We start from the raw sequence: 14,893 nt of genomic DNA, 5'->3' as shown, positions 1-14,893 counted from the left end.
AACCGAGAGAGCGGAGCAAGCCCGTGGACAGCACCTTCGGCCGCGTCACCGTGACCCTGCCCAACTTGACCGAGCCCGGGCTCTACCTGTCCAACGTCACCGCGTTCGACTCCGCACGGGGCATCGTCCAGGACTTCCAGTACGCCGACGCCAACCTGCGGAACCTGGACCTCACCGACACCAACCTCATCACCGGCCGCGTCACCGGGCTTCGCGCCGACCGCGTCCAGTTCGAGAAGATCCGCCTCGACTCCGTCGAGTTCGACGGCTGCGACCTTGCCACCGCCCGCATCACAGATGCCAAGCTCTCCCGCGTCGTCTTCCGCAACTGCAAGATCATGGGAGCCGCCTTCACTGGCGTGACCCTGGACAACGTGCTGTTCGAGAACTGCAAGCTCGACTACAGCAGCTTCGAGCAGGTCCGGGCCATCGGGCCCCTGGCCTTCTCGAAGTGCGTTCTGAACGAGACGACGTTCACCGGAAGCGACCTCAGCCGGGCCGTCCTCGACGCCTGCAGCCTGCGGCTGGCCGAGTTCGGCCGGGGCAAGTACCAGGACCTCGATCTGCGCGGCAACGACCTGAGCACCGTCCGGGGCGCTGCCAACCTTGGCAAGGTCATCATCGACCGGGCCCAGCAGGCCGAACTCGCCGAAGCCCTGGTTGCCGAGCTGGACGTGACGTTCGCAGACACCCTCGACAGCCGCCGGTGAGACCAACCGGGAGGAGCCCGGAATGAACCTCGCCATCGCCCACCATGACCCTGCCGCCCTCGCCGAGCGGTGCGACGTCGCCGGCGTCCGCACCGCGTGCGGCGAGGCTAGTTACGAGGACGGGGCCGTTCTTCCCGACGGTCCCTGGCAACCCCTCACCGTCGACCTCGCCCAGCAGCTTCGACCGACCGCACTCACCCGAGACACCACGCTGGTCGAGCTCGTACGGCTCCCCGACGGGCCGGGACCGGCCAGCCTCGACGCGCTGGCCGATCCACTCGGCGACCCGAACGCCGTCCACATCGGTCGGGCAGCAAGCCCCGCGAAGGCCCTCACGACCACCCCGAACTACCGCGACGGACGGCGAATCGGCCTGCACGTCGACAACTGGGACAAGCTCGCCTACCACGCCAAGCACCTCGGCCGTCGCCGCCTGTGCATCAACCTCGGGCCAGGCACCCGGTACATCCTGCTCGGCGACATCGACATCCAGGCCATCTGCCGCGAGGTCCATCCCGACATCGAGAACTGCTGCCCCCACACCGACGACCTCCGTGCGTACATCGCCAGCGGCCACCAGATGAACGTCTACCGCATCCGCCTGGAGCCCGGCGAGGGCTACATCGCCCCGACCGAACTGCTCCCCCACGACGGCTCAACCGAGGACCAGCCGGAACCGTCAACCGCCGCATTCTGGCTCGGCCACTGGCCACGCGGAGTTCTTCTCAGTCTCATCTGAGGGTGTCCCCGGTGCGATCTGGTGACTCGGCCAGAAGGAACCCTCTCCGGGCCGCCTGAGGGTCACATCGCGCACGTGATGTGTGTCACCATGACCTCGGTTTCGGCACGAGAGGGCTCGGACGAGGGAGCGCTATGCAGCAGTTGTACGTCGTCGGCTTCAAGGTCGACGACGCAAGTGGCAGCGGCACAACATCGGCCTTCGACCGGCTCCTGTCGCACATGGAGGCCCATGTCTCACCAGCGACAACCGGACTGTCCGTAGAGGTCGTTATGGCCCAGAAGGGCGAGGTCGTGATTCCTAGTCACCTCCCCAGTAGGCCTGACCAGCGCGTGACCTGGACCCCGATCACCGCCAGTAGCAGTGTGCGCGCCCTCCGAATGGAGATCGAACAAGATCTTCCCAAGGGGGGTAGGTTTGTATGTCAGCTCACCGCCTCGGAGTTCGATGGCACAACTGCGTTCCGGGTGGCGATGGGGAGGAAGAGCGGCGGCATACTCGCTCCCGCAACCGTAGAAGCCCTGAAGCCGCCCCGAGCTCTCAATACGATCATGAGCGATCCCGAGCTCCGCCGAATGGACGGGACAGACAGCATTAGCTCTACTGTCATGCCAGTCCTTACAGCCGAGGTGGGTGCGGTTCGCGAGCGCCTTGAAGGCGCGCAGAGGCGCTTGCCGATTCTTGTGGTCTCCTCGATTCGCATGATGGGTGCGCCGGATGACTTCGCCCGCAAGGCCGCCCGCCGACTTGCCGGCCTGGCCCATGTAGTGGTCGTCTCTGGCTGGTTGGCGTTTGACTCCTTCAATGCAAATATCGACCAGAATCTGCTGCCAAGAGATGGCGCCCGTCTCTACTGGCCCACCACGGACGCCCGGAACCCGTGGTGGGGAGCGGCTGAGCTCTACGGCGACCACGAAGCGCTCCTCGGAAAGATAATTCGTCTCCTGGCTCCCCTCAGCGTCGTGGCACGGGGCAGGGACCGCCTCTGGGATGCCGTACGTTCAGCCGAGACGAACGCCATCCTCGAAAGCCTTGCCGGGGAAGCCGAGAGCGAGCAGGTTTCCCTTCTGATGGAAAAGTTGGAGGAGGAGAGAAACCAGACGATCGAACTTCTCGAGAAGAACGAAGCGCTGGAAAGCAAGGTCGGTCGACTGGAGATCGACGTTGCGAATCTCGAGGCCAGACTGGAGGTTGAATCCGCTCCACCGGTGGCCGAGCCAGCCGAAGAACAACAGTACCCAGCCACAGGTGGTCGAGACTTCTCCACCGACTGGGCCCGGTGGAGCGTAGAGTCCGATGGAGCTCTAGTCTTCACCTCTAACGCCATGACGCAATGGCGCAAATGCTCGTATCAGAACTTTGAGCAGATGCGGGAGGCGTTGGATCTGCTAGCCGCCCTTGCCAAGACATGGAGGGAGCAGAAGGCCAAGGTCGGAACCTCATTGGTCTCCTGGATCGGCGACCAGACATCGCTGACGTATGCACCCGAGGACGAACCCCTTCGAATCCGGAGGCTGCACGAGTTCACGTTCGAGGGACAGACTTGGGATCGACAGCCTCACATCAAGCTCGTTGACAACACCTCACCGGACCGCGTAGGTCGGATCTACTTCGCCATCGACAGCGAAAGGTACAGGTGGATTGTTGACTACGTCGGATTGAAGTTGTACGGCTTGTAACCGGTTGCCAGTCGAACCACTGGCCTGGGTGGTGTCGTGTGGGATTGCTGTACAGCAGCGAAGTACAGCAATCTCGGCGACCTGGGGTGTCCGACAGTGACCACCGGTGTGCCTGGCCCGATCCGGCGAGGGCGGGCTCCGGAGGAGCCCCCGCCAGCCCTCTGCGCGGTTGGAAGCCACACCCGTCCGGCGGACGGGCAGCTACCCCGCCGTCCGACAAGGTGTGGCGAAGCGGGCGTGGCACGGCCGGATCGGCAAAGGCCGATGTCATGTCGAACGCGCCCTGTTGCTCAGCCCTGACTTCGTCCGCCAGAACCCGAGAACGGACAGCCCTGGCTGTCCGCGCTGAGGATGCTCCTGCGTGAGCGGTGTGTGAGCGGACTGCGCGACAGTGACCGTCCGACGCCGGACGGGCCGTCACCGAGCAACCCCACATGCGGCAGGGATAACAGCAAGTAGCCGATCGTAGCCCGTCGGATCACGATCCGTATCGATCTTTTAATCCGTAGGTTCAGGGTTCGAACCCCTGGCGGCCCACCTGCGACGAGGAGGCTCGGCTCCTCACGTTCGTACTGCGGCACCCCGGCTGACCGAAGCGCCGGGGTGCCGCAGTGGTTTCGGGCGGCCCGGCGGAGATCATCGGAAATCTCAAGGCACTCCTGGAGAACGTTGCGAGTGACTCCGGCTACGACCGGCCGTTCACCTCGCCCGGGGCGGACACTCCGACCCAACTGCGCAAGGTGATGCACCTCGTGGGCACCTGTGGGCTGCTGGTGGGTGAGGGGCGCCCACGCGCTTGAGACTCACGGAGGCAGCTCGTCACTTTCTCGCCACCAGTGACGAGCTCTACCTGATCGGGGTACTCCACGCGAACGTCAGGTTGGTCCGGGCACCACTGCGGAAAGAGGCGGTCACGGATCCGCCCGAGCCGTCCCCGCGGCCCGGCCCCGTGCCGGCGCCACGGGAGCGGGGGACACCGCGGTGGCGGTGGCCGAGGGCGTGGATCCGAGGCTGGTCCGGAAGTGGGCCGAGAGCCAGGGGCGGGTGATCAGCGAGCGCGGACGGCTGTCCAGCGGGCTGATCAAGGACTACCGGCGTGCCCGTGAACCGGCGGGTGGCTGACACCGCGGGGGTGGGTGATTCGGCTGGTGGGTGCACCGGCCGACGGTTCGCCGCGTCCGGGTCGGGCCCTGATGGCGACCGTCGGGAGGAAGGCCCTTGGCGAGTCGTAATACGCGTAATAAACTGAGGGCATGGCCAAGACCAGGATCAGCATCAGTCTCGACAGCGATCACGCCGAGCGCATTCGGGAGCATGCCGAGCGCGCGGGCCTGGATGTTTCGGCTTATCTCGTCAACGCCGCTACCCGACAGATGGCCGAGGCGGAAGCCGCCGAGGCGCAGTTCGCGCGGATCGACGCGGTGATTGCCGCAGCGGAGGCGGAGGCTGCCGAACTTCCTCCGCTGCCCGACGTCGTCGATGAAGACCTGACTGAGCAGGAGCGTCGGGAGGTCGCGGAGGCCATGGAACTCATCTACGGTGCGGATGCTCCTGCGGCCCGTCCGGGCAACGCCGCGTGACCTCGCGGGTGCCGGTCTACGACACCGGCATGCTGATCGCGCTCGCCGACCGGAAGCCCAAGGCGGTGCGGCTGCACGCCGGTCTCAAGGACACGCCGCACCGCGCGGTCGTGCTCGGACCGGTGCTGGCCCAGGTGTGGCGGCCAAGTCCCGCCACCGTGCACGCCATGGCCGCCGCCCTCAAGGACTGCACGGTGCCACAGGCGCGGAGTTCAGTCCTGGCGATGCGCCCCACCACCGCTGGACAGACGGTCTGCATCATGTGTGCGACCGGGCCGGATCTGACGGAGTGGCAGCGCGTCGGTAGCGCGCTCGCTGTGGCCGATCTGCCTCCGAAGAAGCGTCCGGACGCGGTGGACGCCCTGGTCGCGTTGACAGCGGTCCGGCATGGCAGTGCTGTTGTCTTCACCAGTGACCCGGCTGACCTCACGGCTTACCTGAAGGCGTTGGACGCCCAGGACGTTCATGTGGTCCAGGTCTGATCCCGTCCTCGGAACAGAACAGCGGGGGGAGGGCGTCGAACCTTGCGTCCGGTCGCGTCATCGGTGGCCTCGGGAGTCTCGGCTCACTGCCGGTGCGTGAGCCATGCGCGTGCGGGGCGGTGAAGGCGGCGCGGTGGCCGGTGACGCCGAGCGGGGCGACCCGGGCGGGGCGCAGTTCCTCGACCTTGGCGGTCAGCAGGCTTGCGCCTGAGCGGAGTTCGTCGTCGGACAGTTCCCGGACGCCTGCGGTGGGGCGGTCGACGAGGTTGCTGATGCCGAGCCCGAGGGGGAGGAGATCGTCCTGTTCGGCGGCGGTGAGCAGGCGCGGGGTGAAGCCGGAGCGGTGCAGGGCGGGCCGGAAGCGGTTGCCCGGCCGGTTGGAGTGCAGGCCGGAGGCGGCCGAGCGCAACCCCGGGTTGATTCCGCAGGACAGCACGTGCGCGCCGGGCCGGGTTTCGTATCGGGCGGGTATCGGCGGGCGCTCGGGCGGGCGTCGGTTCCGGTGCGGTGGTGGGGCGGCGGGACGGCGCTGACCTGCGGGTTCGGGGGGCCGGTGCGGGCTGCGGCGGCGTCGGCGGAGGGCCGGGCTGCCGTATCGTTCGCCGGAGGGGAAAGCCGCCGGACCGCCGTGGACAGGAGCCTTCGATCGTGACCTCGCCGACGCCGCCCCCGGTCCGGATCCTGCTGGTGGAGGACGACGAGCTGATGCGCCGCTCGTTCGCCGTCGCGCTGGAGCGCTACGGGTACCGGGTGGAGACGGCCGAGGACGGGCTGGCGGGCCTGGAGGCGTTCCGGGGCGGGGAGTTCGACCTGCTGGTGCTGGACGTGATGCTGCCGGGGCTGGACGGGATCGGGCTGTGCCGGCGGGTGCGGGAGAGCAGCCTGGTGCCGGTGCTGATGATGTCGGCGCGCGGCGACGGCCTGGACGTGGTGGCCGGGCTGGAGGCCGGGGCGGACGACTACGTGGTGAAGCCGGTGGAGACCTTCGTGCTGGTGGCCCGGATCCGCTCGCTGCTGCGCCGGGCCACCTACCGGCAGGCCCCCGAGGAGGGGACGGCGCTGGTCTTCGACGGGCTGCGGATCGACACCGCCGCGATGGAGGTCTCGCTCGACGGCCGGCCGGTCGCGCTGACCCCCACCGAGCTGAAGCTGCTGCTGGAGTTCGCCGCCCGTCCGGGCGTGGTGCTGGAGCGGCACACCCTGCTGCGCAACGTGTGGGACTACGGCTGGGACGGCGACAGCCGGGTGGTCGACCTGGGCGTGCAGCGGCTGCGCGGCAAGATCGGCCGGGACCGGATCGAGACGGTCCGCGGTTTCGGCTACAAGTTCCGGCGCTGAGCGCGGTGCGGTGGCGAGGGCGCGGGCGCGGGCTGCGGTGGCGGATCGCCGCGCTGGCCGCCGGCACGGCCTGCCTGGTCGCGGTGGTGCTCGGGGCGCTGGTGCACCTGTGGACGGTCGAGGACATCCGCAGCCGGGGCGAGGCGCGCGCCTTCAACACCGTCTACTCGGCGATGGACGTCTACCGGCGCACCGGCGCCCTCTCCGACGGCGCCGCGCTCGACCCGCCCGGGCTGCCCGAGCGGCTGCGCGGTCCCGACGACGGCGACCGGCACACCGCCTACGACGACCGGGTCGGCGCGGGCCCGAGCGCGTGGGCCGCGCAGCGCACCGGCGGGCCGGGCAGCCCGGTGCTCGCCGTGCAGGTCAACCTCGGACCGGAGCTGTCCAACGTGCCCCGGCTGGACGCGGCGATGGCGGTGGCCGCGCTGCTCGCGCTCGCGGTGGCGGTGCCCGCGTCGGTGTACGGGGCCGGGCTGCTGGCCCGGCGGCTGGGACGGGTCGCCGAGACCGCGACCCGGATCTCCGCCGGTGACCTGGATGCCCGGACCGGCCCGGTCGCGGGCCGCGACGAGGTCGCCGCGATCGCCGCGACGGTCGACGCGATGGCCGACTCGCTGGCCCGACGGCTGCGCGGCGAGCGGCAGTTCACCGCCGACGTGGCGCACGAGCTGCGCACCCCGGTGGGCGGGCTGCTGGCCGCCGCCGACCTGCTGCCGGAGGGGGAGACGGAGGACCTGATCCGGGCCCGGATCCGCGACCTGCGGGGACTGGTGGAGGACCTGCTGGAGATCTCCCGGCTGGACGCGGGCGCGGAGCAGCCGGTGCGGGTGCGGGTGCCGTTGGGGGAGGTCGTGCGGGAGGCGGTCGCGCGGACCGGCTTCGGGGCCGAGGTCTCCGTACGGGACGCCGCGTCGGTGGAGACCGATCCGCGGCGGCTGGAGCGGATCGTCGCGAACCTGGTGGTGAACGCCCACCGGCACGGCGCCAGGCCGGTGCTGGTCACGGTCGACGGCCCGACCGTCGAGGTGCGCGACCACGGCCCCGGCTTCCCCGCGGAGCTGCTGCGGGACGGCCCGCGCCGGTTCCGGACGGGGGCCGCCGGGCGGGGCGCCGGGCACGGCCTGGGGCTGACCATCGCGGTGGGGCAGGCGCGGCTGCTGGGCGCGGAGCTGGGCTTCGCCAACGCGGGCGACGATGGCGCAGGGGGCGGCGGTGCGGGGGCCGGTGGTGCGGTGGCCACGTTGCGGCTGCCGGGCTGAGCGTCCCGGCTGCTTCCGAACTGCTGCGAAGCGGAGCGGGCGTCGATACACGACGGGGCGGGGCGCCGATACATCGCCCGGACACCCTTCGAAGTGCAGCGATCCGCCCTTCGAACAGGAGCCCCATCGTGACCGCCCACCCGCTCACCCTGCCCGCGACACCGGGGACCGCCGCCGCCACCGCCGACCTGACCAAGGTCTACGGCAGCGGCGACACCCGGGTCACCGCCCTGGACGGGATCAGCGTCGCCTTCCGGGAGGGCGAGTTCACCGCGATCATGGGGCCGTCCGGCTGCGGCAAGTCGACGCTGATGCACTGCGCCGCCGGGCTGGACACCCCCACCTCGGGCTCCGTCCGGATCGGGACGACGGAGCTTGGCGGGCTGAGCGACCGTCAGCTCACCCGGTTGCGCCGCGACCGGATCGGGTTCGTCTTCCAGGCGTTCAACCTGCTGCCCACGCTGACCGCGCTGGAGAACATCACGCTCCCGCTGTCGCTGGCGGGGCGCAGGCCCGACCGGCAGTGGCTGGACCGGGTGGTGGCGATGGTCGGGCTCTCCCAGCGGCTCGGCCACCGCCCCGCCGAGCTGTCCGGCGGCCAGCAGCAGCGCGTCGCGGTCGCCCGGGCGCTGGTCGCGCGGCCGTCGATCGTGTTCGCCGACGAGCCGACCGGCAACCTCGACTCCCAGGCCGGCGCCGAGGTGCTCGGCTTCCTGCAGTCGTCCGTACGGGAGTTGGGGCAGACGGTGGTGATGGTCACCCACGACCCGGTGGCCGCCGGGTACGCGGACCGGGTGGTGTTCCTGGCCGACGGGCGGCTGGCCGGCGAGCTGGCGCACCCCACCCCGGACCGGGTGCTGGACGTCGTGCGGCGCTTCCCCGGTGGCAGCCCGCAGGCCCCCGTCGTCACCGGCTGAGTCCGTGCCCGTGTCCGTGCCCGTGCTCGTATCCGTGTCCGTGTCCGTGTCCGTGCTCGTATCCGTGCTCGTGTCCGTCCCTACTTCCGAAAGCCGCTCATGCTGACCACGGCCCTGCGCAACGTGCTCGCGCACAAGGCGCGCCTGCTGATGACCGTCCTCGCGGTCTGCCTCGGTGTCGCGTTCGTCTCCGGCACCCTCGTCTTCGCGGACTCCACCGCGGCCGCCCACCGGGCCGCCGCGTCGCGGGACTTCGCCGACGTCGCGGTGTCGGTGACCGCGAAGGAGTCCCCTTCGGCCCCCGACGCGCCGGGCGTGCTGACGGACGCGCTCGCGCACCGGCTCGCCGAGGTGCCCGGCGTCGCGGCGGTGCGTCCGTCGGTCGACGGCACCGCGGTGCTGAACGCGGCCGACGGCACACCGCTGCGGGTCAAGCGCGGGACGAACCTCGCCGCCGCGTACGACCCGGCGCGCCACCCCGTGGCGGAGGGCCGGGCACCGGCCGCCGAGGGCGAGATCGCCGTCGACCGGGGCACCGCGAGCGCCGGCGGCCTCCACCTCGGCGACCCGGTCACCCTGGCCACGGACGGCCCGGCGCTCACCGCGCGGCTGGTCGGCACCGTCACCACCCGGGACAGCCGGGTCACGGCCGGCGGCACGCTCGTCCTCTTCGACCGGGCGACGGCGCAGAAGCTGTTCTCGACGCCCGGGAACTACACCGGCATCGACGTGTCCGCGGAGCCGGGAACGGGCCAGGACGAGCTGGCCGAGCGCATCGAGGGGATGCTCCCGGCCGACCGGGCCGAGGTCACCACCGGGCAGGCACAGGTCGCCCAACAGGCGCTCTACGTCGGCACGTTGACCCGCGGCTACCAGAAGATGCCGATGGTCTTCGCCGGGGTGGCGCTGTTCGTCGGCTCGTTCCTGGTGGTCAACACCTTCACCATGCTGATCTCCCGGCGCACCCGCGAGATCGCGCTGCTGCGGGCGGTCGGCGCGACCCGGCGCCAGGTGGTGCGCTCGCTGCTCGCCGAGGCCGCGCTGGTCGGCGTCGTCGCGTCGGCGCTCGGGTTCGTGCTCGGGCTCGGCGTCGCCGCCGTCCTGCCGGACCTGCTGAGCGGTGACGGCGCCCGGCTGCCCGAGGGCCCGCTGGTGATCGGCGCCCGGCCGGTGGCGGCCGCCCTGTTCGTCGGGGTGGGCGTGACGGTGCCGGCCGCCTGGCTGCCGTCGCGCCGGGCCGCCCGGATCGCGCCGGTCGAGGCGTTGCGCTCGGCCGCACGGCCCGCCGGCCGTTCCCGGCCGCGCACGGTCGCCGGAGCGGCACTGCTGCTGCTCGGCACCGGCCTGCTGGTCTCGCTCGCGGGCTCGGCGGAGGACGCCTCGGAGGAGAACCTGCGCAGCGCGATGCTCGGCTGCGGCGTCCTGGTGGTGGCCCTGGTCCTGCTGGCGCCGGTGCTCGCGCCGCCGGTGGTCCGGCTGACCGGGCCCCTCGCCCGCCGCTTCGGGACCGCCGGCCTGCTCGCCCGGCAGAACGCGCTGCGCGACCCCCGGCGCACGGCCGCGACCGCCGCCACCCTGCTGATCAGCACCGCCCTGGTCAGCGGGCTCGCCACCATCGGCAACTCCACCGGGCGGGCGCTCGACCGGCAGGCCGCGGCCGGGCTCGGTGCCGACTACGTGATCAGCACCGGCGACACCATGACGGGCCTCGACCCGGCGGCCGTCCGGCGGGTGGCCGGCACGCCCGGCGTGCGGACGGCGAGCGCGGTCGCCGACTCCACGGCGGTCATCGGCGGCCGCGTCCGGGAGGTCTCCGGCGTCGATCCGGCGGACGCCTCCGCGACCATGAGGCTCGACTTCGTCAGCGGTTCGCTCCAGGACCTCGGGCCCGGCCGGATCGCCGTCTCCAGCAGCGTCGCCCGGGAGACCGGGGTCGGCGCGGGCGGACGACTGAACACCCGGCTCGGCCGCGGAGCGGAGTTCACCGAGTACACCGTGGTGGGCGTCTACCGGGACAACCCCACCGCCCGCGACGCGGTCGGCGCCCGCGACGAGGTGCAGCGCGACAGCTACCTGCCCGGCTCCCTCCAGCGGATCCTGGTGCGGGGGGACGGCGTCTCCGAGGGCGCGCTGCGGACGGCGGTCGGCAACAACCCGCTGCTGAAGGTCCAGGACCGCGCCGCCCTCGTCCGCGAGGCCGCCGGGACGACGGGCGACCTGCTGACCCTGATGTACGGGCTGCTCGCGATCGGCGTGCTGATCTCGGGCCTCGGCATCGTGAACACCCTCGCCATGTCGGTCGCCGAGCGGACCCGCGAGATCGGCGCGCTGCGGGCCCTCGGCATGGACCGCGCCGCCGTCCGCCGGATGATCCGGCTGGAGGCCCTGACGGTCGCCGCGTTCGGCACCCTGCTGGGCCTGGCGGGCGGCCTGTTCGGCGCCTGGGCGGTCGGCGCGCTGGCCGGTGGCGCGCTGGACCAGTACGCCCTGGCCCTGCCCTGGGGAACGCTCGCCCTCCTCTGCCTGGCCTCCCTGGCGGTCGGCGCGCTCGCCGCCGCCGTCCCCGCCCGCCGGGCGGCCGCCCTCAGCCCGCTGGAGGCCGTCGCGGAGGCGTAGGCGCCGTGCTCCTGCGGGAGCGCTGCGTGAGCGGACCGCGTGGCACGGCCCGTCCGATCCCGGACGGGCCGTCACCGCGCGGTCCCGCGTTCAGCTCTTCAGGGCTGTCTCCAGGCCCTCCGCCTGGTTCGGTGTCAGCAGCTTGGACACCCGCAGGACCTCGGCGCCGTGCACGTAGTCGTACTCGGTGAAGACCGGCATGTTCTTGATGATGCCCGCGATGTAGTCGACCCGGGCCTGTGCGTCGGCCGCGGTGGCGAACACCTCGACCGACCCGCCGCGGGTCACCGAGTCCTCGTCCTCGCCTTCGACGTCTGCGGGCTGGATGCGCGCGTCGGCGAACGCGGTCTTGGAGAGGTACTGGTGGGGGCGGCCGAGGAGGTGGTTCGGGTCGTTGTCGGCGGTGTAGGTCTTCACTTCCCTGACGTTCGGCACGGTGGCGGAGAGCGCCGCGACTGCGGCCCCGGCATCGCGGGGTGCCGCCGAGTCGGGCTGCGGTACGGCCGGGTTCGAGGCCCCCGCCGACGGCGCCGCTGCGGTGGGGGCGGTGGCGGCCCGTGCCGCGGGGCTGCTGGCGCCCGAGCCGCTGGAGCATCCGGTCAGGGCTACGGCGATGCCGGCAGCGATGGCGGTGAGGGCGGTGCGGCGCATGGATCTCCCCTGGTGGCGTGGTGTGCAGGGGGACGCTACCGGCCTGGTGGGCGGCGTGGAGCAGGTGTGCTCAACTCGTGACTCCCCCCGCTTCCTCCGGGGGCGGCGGCGGGGGCGGGGGCGGGGCGGGGTCCGGGTCAGGGGGTGGCGGTGGTGAGGAGGACGTCGACCAGGCGTTGGGCCGCGTCGGGGCGGCCGTGGTGGCGGGAGCGGGTGGCCATGGTTTCGCGGTGGTGGGGGTCGGCGAGCAGGGGGGTGAGGGCGGTGCGGAGGTGGTCGGGGGTGACGGGGGCGAGGAGGGCGGTGGCGGCGCCGGACCGGTGGAGGTGGGTGGCGTTGTGGGCCTGTTCGTTGCCGGCGGAGGAGGCGAGGGGGACGAGGACGGCGGCCTTGCCGAGGGCGGTGAGTTCGGCGAGGGTGCCGGCGCCGCTGCGGCTGACCACGAGGTCGGCGAGGGCCAGGACGTCGGGGAGTTCGGCGCCGAGGTAGCCGGTCAGGAGGTAGCGGGCGGCCAGCTGGGGCGGGAGGGCTTCGGCGTGGGTGCGCAGGGCGGGCTCGTTGGCGGGGCCGCACTGGTGGATGACGTTGGCCCGTTCCAGCAGCCACGGGAGGGTCGCGGACACCAGGGTGTTGATCTGCGCCGAGCCCTGGGCGCCGCCGGTGACGTAGACGGTGGGCAGGGTGCGGTCGAAGCCGTCCAGGCCCAGGGCGGCGACGGCCTTGTCGGCGTGGCCGGCCAGGACGGCGGGGCGGACCGGGTTCCCGGTGACGGCGGCGGTGGGGCGGGCGGACTTCGGGAGCAGGGGGAGCGTCGACTCGGAGGAGACGGCGACCCGGGTGGCGGCGCGGGCGAGCAGCCGGTTGGCCAGGCCGAGGCGGACCGTCTGCTCGTGCACCACCAGCGGGACCCGGCAGGAGCGGGCGGCGAGCCCGACCGGCACCGCCACGTACCCGCCGGTGGCCAGGACGACGTCCGGCCGGAACCCGGTGATCAGTGCGCGGGCCTGCCAGGCGCCCAGCGGGACCCGGCACATGTCGCGGACGTTCGCCGGGGAGAGCAGTTTCAGCGGGTTGGAGGAGCGGCGGATCTTGCCGGTGGCGACCGGGGCGAAGCGGATGCCCTCGGCGGGCGCGACCCGGGCCTCCAGGCCGGCGGCGGTGCCGATCCAGAGCACCTCGACCGTCCGCCCCTGCGCGGCCAGCCGCTCCTGCAGCGCCCGGACCGCCGTCAGCGCGGGGTAGGTGTGCCCGCCGGTGCCGCCGCCGGTGACCACCAGTCGCAGTGGTCCGCCCTGGTGCGTGGGTGCCATGTGGGTCTCCTGGGTGCGGTGTCGGCGGGTTGACGGGTCATCAGGCTACGGCCGGGTGGGGGAGGGGTGGCACGCGGGAGCGGGCATAGCGGGGCAAAAGGGGTGCCGGATTGGTAGCGTTCCGCCCGCGGCGGCGGCCGGGCGGCGGCCGGCGGGAGGGAGTGGTGCGGGTGGTGGCGGAGGAGGCGGTCCGGGAACCGGCGGTCGGCACGGCGAAGTTGACGCTGCGGACGCTGACCATGCTGGTGGTGGGCTCGATGGTCGGCGCAGGCGTGTTCTCGCTGCCGGGGCGGTTCGCGCAGGAGACCGGGGTGCTGGGCGCGCTGGTGTCCTGGCTGATCGCCGGGACGGGCATGCTGATGCTGGCGCTGGTGTTCCAGGCGCTGGCGGTGCGGCGGCCGAAGCTGGACGCGGGCGTGTACGCGTACGCGAAGGCGGGTTTCGGCGAGTACCTGGGCTTCTTCTCGGCGTTCGGCTACTGGGCCAGCGCCTGCGTCGGCAACGTGACGTACTGGGTGCTGATCATGTCGACGGTCGGGGCGCTGGTCCCGGCGCTCGGGGACGGGGACACCGCGCTCGCGGTGGTGCTCTCCTCGGCCGGGCTGTGGGGGTTCTTCCTGCTGGTGCGGCGCGGCGTGCGGGAGGCCGCGATGATCAACCGGGTCGTCACGGTGGCCAAGCTGGTGCCGATCCTGGTGTTCGTGGTGCTGGCGCTGTTCTGCTTCAAGTCGGACGTGTTCGCCGCCAACTTCCGGGGCGCCTCCTACGCGGGCTCGCTGTACGACCAGGTGCACGGGACGATGCTGGCCACCGTGTTCGTCTTCCTCGGGGTGGAGGGCGCCAGCGTCTACTCCCGGCACGCGAGGCGGCGTTCGGACGTCGGCCGGGCCACGGTGCTCGGCTTCCTGAGCGTCTTCGCGGTGTTCGCCTCGGTCACGGTGGTCTCCTACGGCCTGCTGCCGATGAGCGAGATCGCCGGGCTGCGGCAGCCCTCGATGGCGGGCGTGCTGGAGGCGGCGGTCGGCACCTGGGGGAAGGTGCTGGTCAGCGTCGGGCTGATCGTCTCGGTGCTGGGCGCGTACCTGGCGTGGACGCTGATGGCCGCCGAGGTGCTGTTCGTCGCCGCCAAGGACGAGGACATGCCGCGTTTCCTGGCCCGCAGCACCGGCCGGGACGTGCCGGTGCCCGCGCTGCTGCTGACCACCGCGCTGTCGCAGGTGATGCTGGTGGTCACGGTCTTCTCCGACGACGCCTTCGACTTCGCGCTCGACCTGACCAGCACGCTCAGCCTGATCCCGTACCTGCTGGCGGCCGGCTACGCGGTGCGGGTGGCCCGGCAGGACCGCTCGGGGGCGGGCGCGCTGCTGGTGGCGGGCCTGGCCACCGGCTACACCGCGTTCCTGGTGTACGCGGCGGGCTGGGCGTACCTGCTGGTGTCGTTCATCGTCTACGCGCCCGCCACCGTGCTGTTCGTGATGGCCCGCCGCGAGCAGGGCCGCCGGCTGTTCTCGCCGCGCGAGGCGGTGGTGCTGGTGGTGTCCGCGGCCGGTGCGGCGCTGGGCGTGGTGGCGCTGGCGGCCGGGTGGATCAGCCTGTGAGACCCGCCGGG

14 protein-coding genes are annotated in these 14,893 nt (G+C 72.1%); 11 read left to right on the top strand and 3 right to left on the bottom strand.

What is annotated here, in order from left to right; translation table 11 throughout:
- Positions 1-23 precede the first annotated feature (23 nt).
- The 6 genes from EDD39_RS05085 (at position 24) to EDD39_RS05060 (ending at position 5,190) form a co-directional block, all read left to right on the top strand.
- The gene (locus EDD39_RS05085; RefSeq protein ID WP_162869943.1) at positions 24-710 is read left to right on the top strand and encodes a pentapeptide repeat-containing protein; all 687 of its coding nucleotides are present in this window, start codon (positions 24-26) and stop codon (positions 708-710) included.
- Between the two features lie 22 nt (positions 711-732).
- Positions 733-1,449, top strand: coding sequence for a hypothetical protein (locus EDD39_RS05080; RefSeq protein WP_123553652.1), 717 nt, complete (start codon positions 733-735; stop codon positions 1,447-1,449).
- Between the two features lie 134 nt (positions 1,450-1,583).
- Positions 1,584-3,128, top strand: a complete 1,545-nt coding sequence (locus EDD39_RS05075) for a hypothetical protein (RefSeq protein WP_123553650.1) — start codon at positions 1,584-1,586, stop codon at positions 3,126-3,128.
- A gap of 981 nt (positions 3,129-4,109) precedes the next feature.
- A complete protein-coding gene (locus EDD39_RS42650) occupies positions 4,110-4,250 on the top strand; it encodes an Lsr2 family DNA-binding protein (protein WP_123553648.1) in 141 nt (46 codons plus the stop codon).
- Between the two features lie 131 nt (positions 4,251-4,381).
- Positions 4,382-4,708, top strand: coding sequence for a ribbon-helix-helix protein, CopG family (locus EDD39_RS05065; protein WP_123553646.1), 327 nt, complete (start codon positions 4,382-4,384; stop codon positions 4,706-4,708).
- Between the two features lie 29 nt (positions 4,709-4,737).
- Complete coding sequence (locus tag EDD39_RS05060) at positions 4,738-5,190, top strand: hypothetical protein (protein WP_244256609.1); 453 nt, start codon at positions 4,738-4,740, stop codon at positions 5,188-5,190.
- Here the strand turns inward: EDD39_RS05060 and EDD39_RS05055 are convergent.
- Positions 5,135-5,662: a mismatch-specific DNA-glycosylase gene (locus tag EDD39_RS05055; RefSeq protein ID WP_123560149.1), complete on the bottom strand. Its 528-nt coding sequence runs from the start codon at positions 5,660-5,662 to the stop codon at positions 5,135-5,137. The genes EDD39_RS05060 and EDD39_RS05055 overlap by 56 nt on opposite strands.
- Before the next feature lie 233 nt (positions 5,663-5,895).
- Here EDD39_RS05055 and EDD39_RS05050 point away from each other — a divergent pair, with 233 nt between their 5' ends.
- The 4 genes from EDD39_RS05050 to EDD39_RS05035 all read left to right on the top strand — a co-directional run bounded on the left by EDD39_RS05050 (position 5,896) and on the right by EDD39_RS05035 (position 11,323).
- Positions 5,896-6,528 (top strand): response regulator transcription factor, encoded by a 633-nt coding sequence (locus EDD39_RS05050; protein ID WP_244257112.1) that lies wholly within the window; start codon positions 5,896-5,898, stop codon positions 6,526-6,528.
- The gene (locus EDD39_RS05045) at positions 6,525-7,790 is read left to right on the top strand and encodes a sensor histidine kinase (RefSeq protein ID WP_123560148.1); all 1,266 of its coding nucleotides are present in this window, start codon (positions 6,525-6,527) and stop codon (positions 7,788-7,790) included. Before EDD39_RS05050 ends, EDD39_RS05045 begins: the two co-directional genes overlap by 4 nt.
- 128 nt (positions 7,791-7,918) lie before the next feature.
- The gene (locus tag EDD39_RS05040; RefSeq protein ID WP_425269644.1) at positions 7,919-8,707 is read left to right on the top strand and encodes an ABC transporter ATP-binding protein; all 789 of its coding nucleotides are present in this window, start codon (positions 7,919-7,921) and stop codon (positions 8,705-8,707) included.
- Positions 8,708-8,806: 99 nt separating this feature from the next.
- Positions 8,807-11,323: an ABC transporter permease gene (locus EDD39_RS05035; protein WP_123553644.1), complete on the top strand. Its 2,517-nt coding sequence runs from the start codon at positions 8,807-8,809 to the stop codon at positions 11,321-11,323.
- A 90-nt stretch (positions 11,324-11,413) separates the two neighbouring features.
- On the opposite strand, the gene EDD39_RS05030 is transcribed toward EDD39_RS05035, so the two are convergent.
- Together EDD39_RS05030 and EDD39_RS05025 are read right to left on the bottom strand one after the other, a co-directional pair.
- Positions 11,414-11,974 (bottom strand): hypothetical protein, encoded by a 561-nt coding sequence (locus EDD39_RS05030; RefSeq protein ID WP_123553642.1) that lies wholly within the window; start codon positions 11,972-11,974, stop codon positions 11,414-11,416.
- A 137-nt stretch (positions 11,975-12,111) separates the two neighbouring features.
- Positions 12,112-13,284: a UDP-N-acetylglucosamine--N-acetylmuramyl-(pentapeptide) pyrophosphoryl-undecaprenol N-acetylglucosamine transferase gene (locus EDD39_RS05025; RefSeq protein ID WP_123553640.1), complete on the bottom strand. Its 1,173-nt coding sequence runs from the start codon at positions 13,282-13,284 to the stop codon at positions 12,112-12,114.
- Between the two features lie 239 nt (positions 13,285-13,523).
- On the opposite strand from EDD39_RS05025, the gene EDD39_RS05020 reads away from it, so the two are divergent.
- The gene (locus EDD39_RS05020) at positions 13,524-14,882 is read left to right on the top strand and encodes a basic amino acid/polyamine antiporter (RefSeq protein ID WP_425269739.1); all 1,359 of its coding nucleotides are present in this window, start codon (positions 13,524-13,526) and stop codon (positions 14,880-14,882) included.
- Positions 14,883-14,893: the final 11 nt, after the last annotated feature.

It is taken from the genome of Kitasatospora cineracea, from assembly GCF_003751605.1.
In the GTDB taxonomy this organism is placed as follows: domain Bacteria; phylum Actinomycetota; class Actinomycetes; order Streptomycetales; family Streptomycetaceae; genus Kitasatospora; species Kitasatospora cineracea.
The sequence above is the reverse complement of the archived record's forward strand: the minus strand, read 5'-3'. Positions and strand labels throughout refer to the sequence as shown.